General features: G+C 48.7%; 14 protein-coding genes. 8 read left to right on the top strand and 6 right to left on the bottom strand.

Going from position 1 to position 16,771, the window contains the following annotated elements; translation table 11 throughout:
- The first annotated feature begins 9 nt into the window (after positions 1–9).
- On the top strand, positions 10–399 hold the full coding sequence (locus tag KW844_RS15460) for a response regulator (protein WP_218377692.1): 390 nt from the start codon (positions 10–12) through the stop codon (positions 397–399).
- Here the strand turns inward: KW844_RS15460 and rpe are convergent.
- The 6 genes from rpe to KW844_RS15490 all read right to left on the bottom strand — a co-directional run bounded on the left by rpe (position 385) and on the right by KW844_RS15490 (position 7,472).
- Positions 385–1,068 (bottom strand): ribulose-phosphate 3-epimerase, encoded by a 684-nt coding sequence (rpe, locus tag KW844_RS15465; RefSeq protein WP_218377693.1) that lies wholly within the window; start codon positions 1,066–1,068, stop codon positions 385–387. The genes KW844_RS15460 and rpe overlap by 15 nt on opposite strands.
- A 35-nt stretch (positions 1,069–1,103) precedes the next feature.
- Positions 1,104–2,114, bottom strand: a complete 1,011-nt coding sequence (locus KW844_RS15470) for a lipopolysaccharide assembly protein LapB (protein ID WP_218377694.1) — start codon at positions 2,112–2,114, stop codon at positions 1,104–1,106.
- Between the two features lie 11 nt (positions 2,115–2,125).
- Positions 2,126–3,451, bottom strand: coding sequence for a threonine synthase (thrC, locus tag KW844_RS15475; RefSeq protein WP_218377695.1), 1,326 nt, complete (start codon positions 3,449–3,451; stop codon positions 2,126–2,128).
- Positions 3,452–3,470: 19 nt separating this feature from the next.
- Positions 3,471–4,397 carry a homoserine kinase gene (locus KW844_RS15480; protein ID WP_218377696.1) on the bottom strand — a complete coding sequence of 309 codons (927 nt, stop codon included), beginning with the start codon at positions 4,395–4,397 and terminating at the stop codon, positions 3,471–3,473.
- A 54-nt stretch (positions 4,398–4,451) separates the two neighbouring features.
- A complete protein-coding gene (gene thrA / locus KW844_RS15485) occupies positions 4,452–6,893 on the bottom strand; it encodes a bifunctional aspartate kinase/homoserine dehydrogenase I (RefSeq protein ID WP_218377697.1) in 2,442 nt (813 codons plus the stop codon).
- Between the two features lie 438 nt (positions 6,894–7,331).
- Positions 7,332–7,472, bottom strand: coding sequence for a hypothetical protein (locus tag KW844_RS15490; protein WP_218377698.1), 141 nt, complete (start codon positions 7,470–7,472; stop codon positions 7,332–7,334).
- Between the two features lie 294 nt (positions 7,473–7,766).
- Between KW844_RS15490 and KW844_RS15495 the strand changes: the two genes are divergently transcribed.
- The 7 genes from KW844_RS15495 to KW844_RS15525 all read left to right on the top strand — a co-directional run bounded on the left by KW844_RS15495 (position 7,767) and on the right by KW844_RS15525 (position 16,714).
- The gene (locus KW844_RS15495; RefSeq protein ID WP_218377699.1) at positions 7,767–8,924 is read left to right on the top strand and encodes a homogentisate 1,2-dioxygenase; all 1,158 of its coding nucleotides are present in this window, start codon (positions 7,767–7,769) and stop codon (positions 8,922–8,924) included.
- Positions 8,925–8,990: 66 nt separating this feature from the next.
- On the top strand, positions 8,991–10,121 hold the full coding sequence (gene hppD / locus KW844_RS15500; RefSeq protein WP_218377700.1) for a 4-hydroxyphenylpyruvate dioxygenase: 1,131 nt from the start codon (positions 8,991–8,993) through the stop codon (positions 10,119–10,121).
- A 264-nt stretch (positions 10,122–10,385) separates the two neighbouring features.
- A complete protein-coding gene (locus tag KW844_RS15505; protein WP_218377701.1) occupies positions 10,386–11,192 on the top strand; it encodes a hypothetical protein in 807 nt (268 codons plus the stop codon).
- Positions 11,193–11,461: 269 nt separating this feature from the next.
- Positions 11,462–12,211, top strand: coding sequence for a murein L,D-transpeptidase family protein (locus tag KW844_RS15510; protein WP_218377702.1), 750 nt, complete (start codon positions 11,462–11,464; stop codon positions 12,209–12,211).
- A gap of 350 nt (positions 12,212–12,561) precedes the next feature.
- Complete coding sequence (locus KW844_RS15515; RefSeq protein ID WP_218377703.1) at positions 12,562–13,137, top strand: gluconate 2-dehydrogenase subunit 3 family protein; 576 nt, start codon at positions 12,562–12,564, stop codon at positions 13,135–13,137.
- A gap of 88 nt (positions 13,138–13,225) precedes the next feature.
- Positions 13,226–14,926 carry a GMC oxidoreductase gene (locus KW844_RS15520; RefSeq protein WP_218377704.1) on the top strand — a complete coding sequence of 567 codons (1,701 nt, stop codon included), beginning with the start codon at positions 13,226–13,228 and terminating at the stop codon, positions 14,924–14,926.
- A gap of 90 nt (positions 14,927–15,016) precedes the next feature.
- Complete coding sequence (locus KW844_RS15525) at positions 15,017–16,714, top strand: GMC oxidoreductase (protein ID WP_218377705.1); 1,698 nt, start codon at positions 15,017–15,019, stop codon at positions 16,712–16,714.
- Positions 16,715–16,771: the final 57 nt, after the last annotated feature.

Consider the following 16,771-nt stretch of genomic DNA (forward strand, 5'->3'; position numbering starts at 1 on the left):
TATGCTTATATGAACCTGATCGATATGATTTTTATTGTGGATGATGACCCTATTCACCAGCAAATCGCCAAAATTATGATTGAGCGGCAGGGTATAAGCACTAATATCCGTGTGTTCTCTGATGCCCAGGATGTACTGGACTATTTCAGAGAAAACACGAATGTGGCAGCTGCACTGCCTGATTTAATTTTGCTTGATCTGAACATGCCCGTGATGGACGGCTGGGAATTCCTGGAAGAATATGCCACATTCCAGGCGGAGCTGCCTAAGTCTATTAAGATCTTTGTGCTCACCTCCAGCATTGATGAAAAAGACAAGGAAAGAGTCCGTTCTTATTCGTTTGTAAGTGGTTATCTTACCAAGCCTCTGTCGAAAGAGATTATATCACATCTTTCCTAAACCTGCCACAGCAGCAGCTTTTAGCTCGCTGATTGTTTTAGCAGGGTCCGCCGACGCAAATACTGCACTACCTGCCACCAAAACATTCGCACCTGCCTGAATAAGCTGGCCGGCATTGTCTGCACTTACGCCACCATCCACTTCAATCAGTGCATGTGCGTTGCTGTCGGTAATCAGCTGGCGTAACTGCGCAATCTTATGATAGGTCTGCTCTATAAATGATTGTCCGCCGAAACCCGGATTCACACTCATGATCAGCACCATGTCCACATCACGGATCACGTTTTCCAGCAATCCCACCGGGGTGTGCGGATTCAATGCCACGCCAGCTTTCATGCCCAAACTTTTGATTTGCTGGATATTGCGGTGCAGGTGAGGACACGCTTCATAATGCACGGTCAGCATATTGGCGCCGGCTTTCTGAAAGGCTTCAGCATATTTTTCCGGTTCTTCAATCATCAGGTGTACATCACAGGTTTTCTTCGCCACCTTACTGATCTGGGAAATAACGGGCAAACCAAAACTAATATTGGGTACAAATCTTCCATCCATCACATCCAGGTGAAACCAGTCGGCCTCACTTTCATTGAGCATAGCTGCTTCTTCTCCCAGTTTCAGGAAGTTAGCCGCCAACAGCGAAGGGGCAATCAATACAGGTCTGTTTTCCAAAGGCAAATATTTTTGGTCAGTGTAAATTTAAGCAATTACTTGCTCAGTCTTTTGATGGCAGCTTTCGCCTCTTCATAATCTTTTCTGAAGGATGAAGCTTTGATATAATCTTCCAGGGCCAGCTCTTTTTTGCCCAGCTTTTCGTTGCTCATTGCCCGGTAATAATAGGCGGTTGCATCTGTAGGCGCGGCTTTAGCTGCCAGGTTATAGAATATAAAAGCATCTTTCCAGTTATTTTGTTGCCGGTAGATGTGGGCGAGCGCCATGTAGGAGGCTTCGTACCCGGGATCAGCCACTATACTCTTTCTATAGGCATCCATTGCGGCATCCGTCTGTTTCAGTTGCTCATACAATTGCCCGGCGCAATACATCGGGGATGCATTGGCAGAGTCTAACCTCCACGCCTGCACGTAATAAGGAATGGCCTTTGCATCGCGGCGGGTACTCATCAGATCAGCCAGCTCCATCAAAGCTTCATATTCAGGCTTAGTCGCCACGGCTACACCTTGTTGCAGGTATTGAATGGCATTGGTGGTGTCCTGATGATCTTCGGCTATACGGGCTTTGAGGTAATAGGCCTGGTCCCTGCCTTCCTTGCTCTGTGTGAGCAGGTCGGCCAGGCTATCGGCAGCCGCATATTGTTTTTCTTCCACCTGAGCGATGGCCAGTTTGTATTGCAGGTAAGGATAGCCGGGGGCAGTGCCCAGCGCTTTGGTAAAAAGATCAGCCGCAAGTTTGTTGTTACCTGTTACGAGTGCGGCTTCGCCGGCACCGGCCCAGTAGTCGGTATTGCCTGCATCGAGGGTGGCCGCCTGCTGAAAGTCTTTCAGCGCCAACTCAGGATGCGTGTTGAATAATAGTAAGGCCCGGCGATAATACAGCTGATGGTTATCAGGGAATTGTTGCAGGGAGTCGGTGATAGGTTGAATAATATCCGCATGCAGTACGGAGTCAACAGTGGGCTCCTGCTGCTGACTATTGTGTGCCTGCTGTTGGTTGCAGGCCACAATAGCCAGTCCTATGGCAAGGATAGTTAGTTTTCTCATACAGCGCCAAGTTAATGGCTTAATTCTGAATTCTGAAATTCTAACTGTAATAATGTTTTTTTAACTGCCTGGTAATCTGCTGGTAATACGATGGAAGATTTCTCTTTGCCGTAGAGTGACATTACTTTGGCGGGTGTATGAATATCATCGCGGATCGCTTTCGGAGCGGTGTCTTCAAACTTAACCGGGTGGGCGGTTTCAAGGAAAACGCCGGTAGCATCCGGATCTTCCGCCAGGTACTGCTGCAAGCCCAGGTAGCCAACGGCACCATGGGGGTCCAGCATGTAATGATATTCCTTATATACGCGTTCCATGACGCGGGCAGTATCCTTGTCGTTGAAGCTGTAGCTGCTCATGCTGGCAGCCAGCTGCGGAAAGTTTTTTCCGTATAGCTCCAGTACGCGCACGAAGTTGCTCGGATCGGCAACGTCCATGGCGTTTGAAAGCGTAGGCACGGCGCGCGCCGGCTTATATTCCTGCGTTTGCATGAAGCGTGGAATGGTATCGTTGGCGTTGGTGGCGGCAATAAAATGGGACACCGGCAAACCGATGGCGGCAGCCATCATACCGGCGCAGATATTGCCGAAGTTGCCGCTGGGCACGGAAAATACCAGTTTAGGATGTGCTGCCTTCATTTGCCGGTAAGCGAGGAAATAGTAGAACATCTGTGGTAGCCAGCGGGCTACGTTGATGGAGTTGGCGGAGGTGAGCGGGCGTTTGGACTGGATATCCTGATCCAGGAACGCCGTTTTTACGATCTGCTGGCAGTCATCGAAAGTGCCCAGGATCTCCAGTGCACGGATGTTTCCGCCGAGGGTGGTGAGTTGTTTTTCCTGCAGGGTGCTGACCATTTTAGATGGATACAGGATTACTACTTCTACGCCGGGTACATTATAAAAGCCACTGGCCACGGCAGCGCCGGTGTCGCCGGAAGTGGCTACCAGTACCGTTACCGGCTTTTTACTGTTGCGGCGGAAATAGCCGAGGCAGCCTGCCATAAACCGGGCGCCTACATCCTTAAAGGCGAGGGTGGGGCCATGAAACAGTTCCAGCGCATAAGTAGCGCGGGAAACTTTTTGTATAGGGAAAGGAAAGTGCAGCGTGTCTGCCACAATCTTCCTTAACTGTGCTTCAGGAATTTCGTCTCCTACGAATGCTTTGATGACTTCATAACCTATTTCCTGGTCAGAATACTGATGGAGGTTTTTCAGAAACGTAGGGTCCAGTTGTGGAATCTGCTCTGGAAAATACAGTCCTTTGTCGGGCGCCATTCCTTGTGTAACGGCGGTTTCAAAGGATACTTTGAGAGCTGGATTTTGCAAGCTGTAGTATTGCATAATGCATTCTTTAAATTAGTTAATCAATCACTTTTACTCCTGCAGTATTAATCTGGGAAACGTATATTTTATAATCGACACCCAGGGGTGCATATACTCTGTCCATCATTTCCGCCACTTTGCGGGCATTGGCTTCGCCTTTGCTTAGCATAAACACTGAAGGGCCGGAGCCGCTGATACCGCCGCCGAGGGCGCCTGCTTCCTTGCATTTTACTTTCAGTTCATGAAAGGCAGGAATGAGGATGCTGCGTACCGGTTCTACGATTACATCTTCGAGGGAGCGACTGATGAGTTCATAGTCTTCCTGGAAAAGGCCTGCCACCAGGGCGCCTACGTTGCCCCACTGGCGGATCGCGTCTGTCATCAGCACTTTTTGCTTGAGGATCTCGCGGGCATCAGAAGTTTTCACTTCTATCTGCGGATGGATAACGGATACCCATAACTCGGCGGGGGAGTTGAGGGCGATTATATCCAGCGGGCGGTAGCTGCGCACCATGGTGAAACCACCGAGGATGGCGGGGGCTACGTTGTCGGCATGTGCCGAGCCGGAGGCGAGGCGTTCACCTTCCATGGCAAAGCGCACCAGTTGTTTACGTGTAAATGGTTCTCCAAGCAGGTAGTTGACACCCACCACTGCGCCAGCGCTGCTGGCGGCGCTGGAGCCGATACCGCTGCCGGGATGAATATTTTTGAAGATTTCAATTTCTATGCCTACTTCGGGGTTTTCATATTTCTGCAGGAGTGCCTGTACAGCTACGCCTGCCACGTTTTTCAGCGGGTCCAGGGGAAGATCTGCCCCGTGAACGGCGGTGATACGGATGCCGGGTTCATTGCTCCTGCGCAGGATCATTTCATCGCCGGGTGCGTCCATAGCCAGTCCAATTACATCAAAGCCGCAGGCAACATTTGCAACAGTGCCGGGAGCAAATACTTTTATAGAATCCATATACTTAATTTAATCATTGATTTTCAGGTACGGAAATTATCAGATTGTTAATCGTTACCTGGCGGTACGGATAATGTCAGCAAATATGCCGGAAGCGGTAACATCTGCTCCTGCACCGGCGCCTTTCACGATCAGCGGCTGTTCACGATACCTGCTGGTGGTATATAGTACGATGTTATCTTTTCCTTCCAGGTTATAGAAGGGGTGTTCTGGTGCGATACACTGTAATCCTACGGAAGCCTTGCCTTCTTCATAACGGGCTACGAACTTAAGGCGTTTGCCTGCGGCCACCGCGTTACTGAGTAACTGTTTGAAGTGGTCGGCGTGCACATCCAGCTGATCGTAGAAATCGGCAACAGTGGGGGCATCCAGGCAGGCTTGTGGCAGGAAAAGGTTGTTGGTGATATCGTCCATTTCCATTTTGGCACCGCTTTCTCTGGCCAGGATAAGGATTTTGCGCATCACATCCACGCCGCTCAGGTCGATGCGTGGATCTGGCTCGGTATATCCTTCATCCTGCGCTGCCTGTACCACGTTACGGAAGTTAGCACCATTTACAAAATTGTTGAACACAAAGTTCAGGCTGCCGCTGAGTACTGCTTCAATGCTGTGTACACGGTCACCGCTGCGGATCAGGTCATTTAGGGTGTTGATCACCGGCAGTCCTGCGCCCACATTGGTTTCGAAGAGGAAGGAGGCGTTGTAGTTCTTCGCCAGTTCTTTCAGTTCCTTATAATATTGATAGTCGGAAGAGCAGGCAATTTTGTTACAGGTCACCACAGAGATACCGTGTTGGAGGAACTCGTGGTAGGTTTTAGCTACTTCAGCGCTGGCGGTATTGTCTACAAATACGCTGTTGCGCAGGTTCAGTGCTTTAATGCGGGCAATGTATCCCGGTATGTCGCTGGCATCTGCCTGTGGCAGCTGTTCTTTCCAGTCGCTCAGTTTGATGCCATATTCGCTCAGCAGCATATTTTTACTGTTGGCCAGGCCGGTTACGCGGATCTGGAGGCCCAGTTCTTCCTGAAGGAAGTTTTGTTGCTGTTGCAGTTGTTCCAGGAGCTTGCCACCTACGTTGCCGGCGCCTGCTACGAAGAGGTTCACTTGTTTCAGTGGTTTTTCGAAGAAGGTTTCGTGGATGAGGTTGAGTGCTTTTTTAACATCAGCTTTGTTGATGACAGCGGAAATATTTTTTTCGGTAGATCCCTGTGCAATCGCGCGCACGTTGACCCCGTTACGGCCCAGTGTACCAAAGAGTTTACCACTGGTACCGTGGTGGTTTTTCATTTTATCACCTACGACTGCCACGATGCTCAGGTCTTTTTCTACCAGCAGGGGTTCTATTTTTTTCTCGTGTATTTCTGTTGCAAACTCCTCATCTACGGCGGCTTTTGCGCGCAGCATCTGCCCTTCGTGTATGCCCACGGTGATAGAGTGCTCTGAGGAGCTTTGTGTGATGAGGATCACGTTGATGCGTTCCCGTAGTAAGGCTTCAAACAGGCGTTTGGAGAAGCCGGGTATGCCCACCATGCCGCTGCCTTCGAGTGTGAGCAGGGCTATCTGCTGGATACCGCTGATGCCGGTTACGGCCATGCTGCGTTCGGAGCTGTCCTGTATGAGGGTGCCATAGTCTTCCGGGGCAAAAGTATTTTTGATCCACACCGGAATTCGTTTATCCATTACCGGTTGGATGGTAGGCGGATAAATAACTTTAGCGCCGAAGTGGGAGAGTTCCATTGCTTCTTCATAAGAGATGTGGGCAATAGGAATGGCCTGTGATACCAGGCGTGGGTCGGCGGTCATCATGCCGCTCACATCTGTCCAGATATCGAGTACGCTGGCGTTTACGGCTGCCGCAATGATGGCGGCGGTATAGTCAGAGCCGCCCCGGCCCAGGGTGGTGGTATCACCGTCGGCAGTAGCGGCTACAAAGCCCGGGAGTACGGTGTAGTCGGCGGCGGAATCGGCAAAGTATGCGTTGATGTTATGATTGGTAGCAGGGAAATTCACGGCGGCGTGGCCGAAGTTACTGTCGGTAACGATTAGCTGGCGACTGTCTTTACAGGTAGCGTTGAGGCCTTGTTGTTTCAGCTTTTCTGCTACCAGTACGCAGGAGATCAGTTCTCCAAAGCTCATGATTTTATCGAGGGAGCGTGCGCTCAGTTCACCCACCTGGAAGATGCCATCACAGAGGTTTTCCAGGGTATTGAGTTTCTTTTTCAGTTGGCTTATCTGGCTGCTTTGAGCAGTAATCGGGAATAATTCACGGATAGCATCGAGGTGGCGTGTCTCGATTTCCTGTAATACAGATTTATATGCTTCCTGACCAGCGCCGGCGAGTTGACCTGCGTTGATGAGTTTGTCGGTGATGCCACCCATGGCAGATACCACGATGGCGTATTTACCTGCGGGTTTATGCTTCACTAATATCTGGCATACTTGTTCTATTGCTTTGGAGCTTCCAACGGATGTGCCGCCGAATTTTAAAACTTGCATAATGAATAAAATTTATACGTAGAAATATTCCGATCCTTCCGGTTTGGTTACCACCTGGGTGGTCATTGGATGATATGTGAAAACTAACCCCGCACTGGGGTTGTAATAATGGTGGTGGTAATAATAGTGCTCATGCATTCCCGCTGAGAGGTGGGAGTGAAGGAGGAGTGATATGTATTTTTCTGTAGCACTATTGTTTGTATGACGATTACGTTACAAAAGTCTATAATTACAACGGTAAATTAAAGCGCAGTGGGGATATTTATGAAAATTTCAAATTTTGTATGTTTTATTAGTGATTTTAAAATTTAGGTAGATGTTAATTGAATTTTATTGTGAATTTCAGGTAAATTGATAGCAGGCGTTAAATCAATGTTACGTAACCTGAATGATTAATTCATATCATTTGGTGACAATATTGTGACATTGATTCGCGTTTTAGGTGTCTTCTTTGTTGTTTTCTGCGCGAAGCGCAGCACCCGTTCCGGCAAAACCGAAGGTTATGCTGTTAAAACCCATCCGCAAAAAATTGCTTTGAAACAAAAATCCATTAACTTTAACAGGTAAATCAAACTGCATTGCCGGAGTTATTAAAATATACTTCCAATAGTCAGCTTCGCTACTATTTTCTTATGGCTACCCTCGCCATGGATTCGGCTATGGCATAATCTTCCTTTTACCTGCCCCGCAGGGCTATTACCCTTTTAATTAGCGTAACTTTACAGCAGCGTTCATAACCTGCCTATTCCGGTCGCATTCGCGATTCGTTAATCACTACGGTAACTCATTCAACAGCACCATTTATTATTCACAGACGGTATATTATAATCATACACCAATTCAATCAACTTATTTCTTTCAATAATTCCTGTTATGCCACATTATCATAAACTAGGACAGATTCCGCATAAGCGCCATACCCAGTTCCGCAAACCGGATGGCAGCCTGTATTCGGAGCAACTCTTTTCTACAGAAGGATTTTCGTCCCATTCGTCCCTCTTATACCATTGTCACCCGCCTACCGAAATCGTAAGCGTAGATGAACCCTACAGCGTAGCGCCCAGGGTAGCAGAAGAAAAAATGCTGAAGCACCGCAGTTTCCAGGGATTTAACATCCAGCCGGAAGAGGATTTTCTGAAAAGCCGTAAGGCGGTGCTGGTCAACAACGACCTGCATATTGTGCTGGCTTCCCCCCGCAACAGTATGGAGGCCTATTTCTATAAAAATGCAGATGCAGATGAAATGATCTTTGTGCACGAAGGTTCCGGTACGCTGAAAACTCAGTACGGCCAGCTGAAATTCGGATATGGCGATTACCTTGTGATTCCCCGTGGTACCATCTATCAGATCAGCTTTGATACGGAAGTCAATCGCCTCTTTATTGTAGAGTCGTTTAGTCCTATCCGTTATCCAAAGCGCTACCTCAGCAAATACGGTCAGCTCCTGGAGCATTCACCATTCTGCGAGCGGGATATCCGTCAGCCGGAAAACCTGGAAACCATTGACCAGGAGGGCGACTTCCTCATCAACATCAAAAAGAAAGGGGTCATGTACCCTATTCATTATAAACACCACCCCTTTGACGTTGTCGGCTGGGATGGTTGCGAATACCCGTTTGCCTTTTCTATCCACGATTTTGAACCAATCACCGGCCGCGTGCATCAGCCACCGCCTGTGCACCAGACTTTCGAAGGTACCAACTTCGTAGTTTGTTCTTTCTGCCCGCGGCTGTTTGATTATCATCCTGAAGCCATACCTGCACCATACAATCACAGTAATATCGATAGTGATGAGGTATTATATTATGTAGATGGTGATTTTATGAGCCGCAAACATGTAACGAGAGGGATGATTACCCTTCATCCGGCAGGTATCCCGCACGGCCCTCATCCGGGCGCAGTGGAAAAGAGCATCGGCGCTAAAGAAACGAAAGAACTGGCGGTAATGGTAGATACCTTCCATCCGCTGCAGATCACCGAAGCAGCACTGGGTATAGAAGATGCGTCCTACACCATGAGCTGGGCCGAATAACATCCGCACAAAAAACAACCATAGTTAATACAACAACAAAATCATTAAACCACTCAATTGAAAGTTATGGAAACAGCAACTGCAAATGCTTCCACAGTAAAAAACCAGCAGGACTTCCTGCCGTTAAACGGAACTGACTACGTAGAATTTTATGTTGGCAACGCCAAACAGGCTGCTCATTATTATAAAACCGCTTTCGGTTTTCAGTCTGTAGCGTATGCAGGTCCTGAAACCGGCGTTAGAGACCGCGTGTCGTACGTGCTGGTGCAGAATAAGCTGCGCTTCGTACTCACTTCCCCGTTACAGCCAAACAATCCCATGGCGGAACATGTAAATGCACATGGCGATGGTGTGAAAGTGCTGGCCCTCTGGGTTGATGACGCACGTGCTGCCTTCGAAGAAACCGTAAAACGTGGTGCTAAACCTTACATGGAACCAACCGTTGAAAAAGATGAGTTTGGTGAAGTGGTACGCAGCGGTATCCATACCTACGGTGACACCGTTCACGTATTCGTGGAACGTAAAAATTATAAAGGCGCATTCCTGCCAGGTTATAAAGAATGGAAAACCACCTTCAATCCTGCCGATACCGGTTTGCAGTATGTAGACCATTGCGTGGGTAACGTAGGTTGGAATGAAATGAATACCTGGGTTGACTTCTATGAAAAAGTAATGGGCTTCAGGAACCTGATTTCCTTCGATGACAGCGATATCTCTACGGAATATTCCGCTCTCATGAGTAAGGTGATGAGTAACGGTAACGGCCGTGTTAAATTTCCTATCAATGAGCCGGCAGAAGGCAAAAAGAAATCCCAGATCGAAGAGTACCTGGATTTCTACGGTGGTCCCGGCGTACAGCACGTGGCTATCGCTACCAACGATATCGTGAAAACCGTTTCTGACCTGCAGGCCCGTGGTGTGGAATTCCTCACCGTGCCTTCTTCCTACTATGAAACACTGCTCGAAAGAGTAGGGACCATTGATGAAGAAATTGCACCGCTGCAAAAGCTCGGTATCCTCGTAGACCGCGATGATGAAGGCTACCTGCTGCAAATCTTCACCAAGCCTATCCAGGACAGACCTACCGTTTTCTTTGAAATCATTCAACGTAAAGGAGCACAATCCTTTGGTAAAGGAAACTTTAAAGCACTGTTTGAGTCTATCGAAAGAGAACAGGCGCTGAGAGGTAACCTGTAATAACTGCTTATCACAACAACAAAATAGAGCCTGCATCCGGGGCTGCCTTGCGCAGTCCCGGATTTTTTTAGGCCTCACCTGGGAATTGTCTGTACCAAATACTATATCCATAACCCACTGCAACCCGATAGCACTCCTTATCAATAATTTCCACCTATTAACATTTTATTAATATATAATTATTGCCACAAAGCAATCCAACTCAGCCATTTTTCCGTATATCAACCCGAATATATAAGAATATATATTTTTAATTGATAACCTATGTCCAACAACAACTTGACCCGTAAGGCTGCTAATGCCTTACTGCTGGCCGTTTTAGGCCTAAGCTCCGCTTTTACAGTGCCTGGAGAACCGCAACCCACTTACCTGACCAGTATCAGCTCGTCAGGAGGCCGTACCACCGTAGAGTACAATGCCGACAAATCCATTAGTCGCCTGGTGCAAGTGCACAAAGGGGAGAGTGGTGACTACAATGAGGTAATTAAGCCGGTGTACGACAATGGTCGCCTGGTGAAAACCATGGCTTCAGATGGCACCTCCGCAGATGAGGTGAATACCAGCCTGGACTATAACCCCCAAGGGCAGGTAACCCGCATCAGTTATTACCGTAATGAGGTCGTTTATGCCTACGATTCGCTGGTGTATAACGAGGCCGGCCAGCTCACCACCCGCCACCAGTTTACCGCACAGCCATCGAAAGGCAATTTTGACAACAGTGGTTACCAGGAGTTTACCTGGGATGCTGCCGGCGACATCATCCGCCAGGATAATTATGGTAAACAGCCAGGGTTTTCAAAGTTTCTGCGCCTTTCCAGTATCAGTTACCGTTATGATAATAAAGTAAATTCCCGTCAGCAGCACCCGGGCCTCCGCTGGATACTTGAGCTGCAGCCGGCCAATTTATCGGCTCATAACGTGGTCTCTGAAACACTGACCAGCAGCAGGTCTTCACGTGCGGTAACCTCCACCTGCACCTACTCTTATTCCGGCGGTAAGTTCCCGTTAAAGGCGACCTATTCCTCCGATGCCGATCGCGAAATTGTTAAAATGGAATTTACAAGGTTGTAAGTACCCCGACAATAACTTAACTTTACATGCAATATAATTTGTAATTGTTTCGTTGTCTATGAGTATACAGACGCTGTTCGGGATTTTGTTTTTGCTGGCGGGGATTTTTCAGGCTATCACAGTCATATTGATTTATCTTGGGCACAAAAGCTATGTTTTACGGTTTATAAGCAGGAAAGTGGCCATGGTACTTTATTCCCTTATTGCCTTTTTCTTATTTTTCCTGGCGTATATTAATCTGGCTTAACTTAAAATTTTGTTGAATTTGTATGAAGCGAATTTTAGCACTCGCATTGATGTTGTTGGCAGGGGGCAGTTTATATGCCCAGCAATCTTTTCTTGAGAACCAGAAGATGTACCCTAAAGTAGGAGAGGCGTACCGTCAGAAGGAAGAACTGATCCGTAAAGAGTTTGAAAAGAAAGGACTGGCTTACCCTGCGAGGTATATCTTTATCCGTTCCTTCAAGCTGGACAGCGAAATGGAAATCTGGGTGAAAAACAATCCCCAGGATACCTTCCGCCTTTTTAAATCCTACAGGGTGTGCACCTTGTCCGGTAAAATGGGCCCTAAACGCAGGGAAGGCGATCGCCAGGTACCTGAAGGGTTCTATTATATCAACGATTTCAACCCTAACAGCAACTATCACCTGTCGCTCGGTATCAATTACCCGAACTTTTCCGACCGCATTCTCAGCGATCCCAAACGTCCGGGCAGTGAGATCTATATCCACGGTAACTGCATAACTGTAGGCTGTATCCCGCTCACTGATGAGTTTATCGATGAGGTGTATATCCTCGCGGTAAATGCCAAGAACTCAGGCCAGGACTTTATTCCAGTGCATGTGTTTCCTGTTAAATTCAGCAACAGCAGGTCGGTCGATTACCTGTCAGGCGTACCAGTGGTGGATTCCATCAGTCGCCCTTTCTGGGCTGACCTCCGTACCGCTTACGACTACTTCGAAAAGCACCACAAATTGCCGGTGGTGATGATCGATGATAAGGGCAAATACACGCTGTAAGAAAATAATAAGAGATAAAGGAACAGGGTCGGGACCAGTTGGTCCCGACCCTGTTCCTTTTGAGAGGAAACCTGCGGTCTCCCTCTCAAAAGAACGGTGAATCATTCCTCAGTGCTTCACGCGCTGCAATCGTTCCCAATTTTCCCGGAGCAGGCGGCCCATCGGCCCGCCTGCTCCAGGATATACGTTTGCCTTGGGCAAACGTATATCCTGGACAGATTAACAAAAAAACATCCCCTTCTTAACATCCTCCTACCGCTTCGCAAGAAAACCTCCGCTTTCATCCATGTTAATTTGGTTTTTATTAAATTTTTTCTAAACTTACCAGCCGGTCAAATCAATTCATCATTATGCACAGAAGAGACGCAATAAGGAATGTGGCGATTTTGTTGGGTACAGCCATTTCCGCTTCCACGTTATCAGCTTTAGAGAGCTGCACAGGGTCCGCACCGAAAAATTATGACCTTCACACACCACAGACCAAAGCTATGGTGGCTGAAGTGGCGGATACCATCATTCCTACCACCGATACGCCAGGTGCCAAGGCGGCTAAGGTAGATGAGTTCATCATCACCATGATGAACGATTGCTATAAGAAAGAGGACCAGGAACTGTTCCTCAGCGGTCTGAAAAAAATCGATGAAGCCAGCAAAAAGAAATTCCAGAAAACATTCCTGGAGCTGACTCCTGAACAACGCACGGAAGTACTTACCGAAATCGATAAGGAACGTGTGGCGTACAACAAACGTGATAATAAGAAAGAAGGTGATGCTGCCCATTACTTCCAGGCAATGAAAGACCTGACCCTGGTTGGCTACTTCACTTCTGAGCCAGGCGCTACACAGGCATTACGCTATGTACGCGTACCAGGTAAATACGAAGGATGTGTACCTTATAACAAAGGTGATAAAGCTTGGGCTACCTGATAACAACGGGTTATCTCCCTGCTAATGGTTGATGTAGGTTTGGCACCGTGCCATACCAATTCTTTCTTATTGATTAAATCCGTACACAATGAACTTAAATACTAAAGCACAGGAGCAGAATACTTACGATGCTATCGTAATCGGCTCCGGTGTTAGCGGTGGATGGGCCGCTAAAGAGCTCACTGAAAAAGGCCTCAAAGTATTGATGCTGGATCGTGGTAAACAACTCGAGCACGTAAAAGACTACGATACTGCGATGAAAGATCCATGGGAGTTTCCTCACCGTGGCCGCCTCACAGTAGATCAGCGCGAAACACATCCTAAACTGAGCCGCGACTATCCATACTCGGAACACAACGAAAAATTCTGGATCAACGATTCACAATCTCCATACAACGAAGTAAAACGTTTCGACTGGTACCGCCCGGATATCGTAGGTGGTAAGTCGATCATGTGGGGCCGCCAGTCTTACCGCTGGTCCGACCTCGACTTCGAAGCCAACCTGAAAGATGGTATCGCCGTAGACTGGCCTATCCGCTACCGGGACCTGGCACCATGGTATGACTATGTAGAAAAATTTGCTGGTATCTCCGGTACCCGCGAAGGCCTGCCGCAACTGCCTGATGGACAGTTTATGCCGGCAATGCCCATGAACTGTGTAGAAATCGATGTGAAGAAAAAAATCGAATCTTCCTTCAAAGGCCGTATCATGACCATGGGTCGCGTGGCAAACATCACCGAGGCACTGCCTGGTCGTGAAAAATGCCAGTTCCGCAACCTCTGCAGCCGCGGTTGTCCTTTCGGCGCTTACTTCAGTACCCAGTCCTCCACACTGCCTGCAGCTGTGGCTACCGGCAATCTGACCCTGCGTCCGGATTCTATCGTAAATTCTATCATCTACGACGAACAAAAAGGTAAAGCTACCGGCGTTCGCGTAATCGATAAACACACCAAGCAAATGACAGAGTACTACGCGAAGATCTTCTTTGTGAACGGCTCTACACTTGGTACCACCTTCGTACTGCTCAACTCCATCTCCAAACGGTTCCCGAATGGTTTGGGCAACGACAGCGGTACACTGGGTAAATACCTCATGGATCACCACTTCCGCACCGGCGCCTCTGCCATGGCGGAAGGTTATGATGATAAATACACCTTCGGCCGCCGTGCAAACGGTATCTATATCCCACGCTACCGCAATGTTGGCAGTGATAAGCGCGACTACCTCCGTGGCTTCGGCTACCAGGGTGGTGCCAGCCGCGGTGCACTGTGGAGCAAAGGGATCGCTGAAATCGGTGTGGGTAAAGACTTCAAAGATTCCCTCGTAGAACCAGGACAATGGTCCATGGGCCTCGGTGGCTTCGGCGAATGCTTACCTTACGAAGATAACCAGGTCACCCTCGATACCTCCGTGAAAGATGCATGGGGCCAGCCGGTACTGAAATTCGACGTGGAGTTCAAAGAGAACGAAAAGAAAATGCGCGTGGACATGATGAACGACGCCGCAGAAATGCTCGAGGCAGCTGGCATGAAAAATATCAAGACTTACGACAACGGCTCCTACCCAGGTATGGCTATCCATGAAATGGGTACCGCACGTATGGGCCGCGATCCTAAAACTTCTATGCTCAACGGAAACAACCAGCTGCATGCAGTGCCTAACGTATTCGTTACCGACGGTGCTTCTATGACCTCCGCAGCCTGCGTGAATCCTTCTCTCACCTACATGGCCATGACTGCCCGCGCAGCTGACTTTGCAGTGAAAGAACTGAAGAAAGGAAACTTATAATTCATTTGACCGAGGGTGACTGACAGCAGCATAGTACGTATATTCATTAACGTTATCTGCTGGCAGCTCACCCTTTTCTAATTTGCCAACATGAACCTGAATATAAAAGCTGAAAAAGAAAATACCTACGATGCCATCGTGGTAGGCTCCGGCATCAGTGGTGGCTGGGCAGCAAAGGAACTTTGCGAAAAAGGCCTTAAAACACTGGTACTGGAAAGAGGTCGGAATGTAGAACACATCAAGGACTACACCACCGCCATGATGGACCCATGGGAATTCAAACACCGCGGCCGTCAGACCAATGAAATGCGGGAAAAGCACCCTATCCAGAGTCAGTGCTACGCTTTCGATGAAGCTACCCAGCAGTTCTGGGTAAACGACCTGGAAAATCCTTACAACCAGGTGAAGCCCTTCAACTGGCTGCGTGGCTATCACGTAGGTGGCCGCTCCCTCATGTGGGGCCGCCAGGTATACCGCTGGAGCGACCTCGATTTTGAAGCCAACGCTAAAGATGGCCATGGCGTGGACTGGCCTATTCGCTATAAAGACCTTGCTCCCTGGTACGAGTATGTAGAACGCTACATCGGCGTGAGCGGCCAGGCCGAAGGCCTGCCACAGTTGCCTGATGGTATCTTCATGCCTGCCATGGAAATGAACTGCCTCGAAAAACACGTGGCCGCCCGCGTAAAAGAGCAGTTTAACGATCGTATCATTACCATCGGCCGTGTAGCACACGTTACACAAAAACATAACGGTCGCGGACCTTGCCAGTCCCGCAACCTCTGTGCCCGCGGATGCCCTTATACCGGCTACTTCAGCAGCAACGGTGTTACCCTCCCTGCCGCCGCAGCTACCGGTAACCTCACCCTGCGCCCAGACTCCATCGTATTGGAAGTACTGTACGATAAAGACACGGCAAAGGCTACCGGCGTACGCATCCTCGACGCACATACGAACCAGACCGTAGATTACTTTGCAAAAGTGATCTTCCTCAATGGCTCTACATTAGGTACTACACAGGTAATGCTCAATTCCGTGTCCGACCGCTTCCCTAACGGATTTGGTAACGACAGCGGACAACTGGGTCATAACCTGATGGATCACCACTACGGCGTAGGTGCCGGCGGTGATTTTGAAGGCTTCGAAGATCAGTACTCCAACGCAGGCCGCCGTCCTAACGGCATCTACATCCCACGCTTCCGTAACGTGAACGCAGCTACGATGCAGAAAGACTACGTTCGTGGCTTCGGTTATCAGGGTGGTGCAGGCCGTGGCAGAGGCAACGGCGCCGATGGTATCGGTGTGGAGTTCAAAGAATCACAGCTCTACCCTGGCAAATGGAGCATGGGCATCGGCTCCTGGGGCGAGCACCTGCCTTACTATGAAAACAAAGTCACCCTCAACAAAGAGAAGAAAGATAAATACGGACTGCCTACCCTCGATATTGATTGTGAATTCAAGGATAACGAGATGGCAATGCGTAAGGACATGAAAGAGAGTGCAATCGAAATGCTGGAAAAAGCAGGCCTTAAAAATGTACACGGCTACGATGGCGCACCGCCTCCGGGCCACTGTATCCACGAAATGGGTACCGCACGCATGGGCCGCGATCCTAAAACGTCCGTACTCAATGGCTTCAACCAGGTACATGCTGCACAAAATGTGTTTGTGACCGATGGTGCCTGCATGACATCCTCATCCTGCGTAAATCCAAGTATCACCTACATGGCGCTTACCGCCAGGGCAACGGATCACGCAGTGAGTGAACTGAAAAAAGGTAATATTTAATAGTTAGGGGCTGACTGAAAAGGGTGATAGAAACAATGCCGCTATTACGCACTTCTC

Origin of the sequence: Chitinophaga sp. sic0106 (assembly GCF_019219075.1) — a bacterium.
In the GTDB taxonomy this organism is placed as follows: domain Bacteria; phylum Bacteroidota; class Bacteroidia; order Chitinophagales; family Chitinophagaceae; genus Chitinophaga.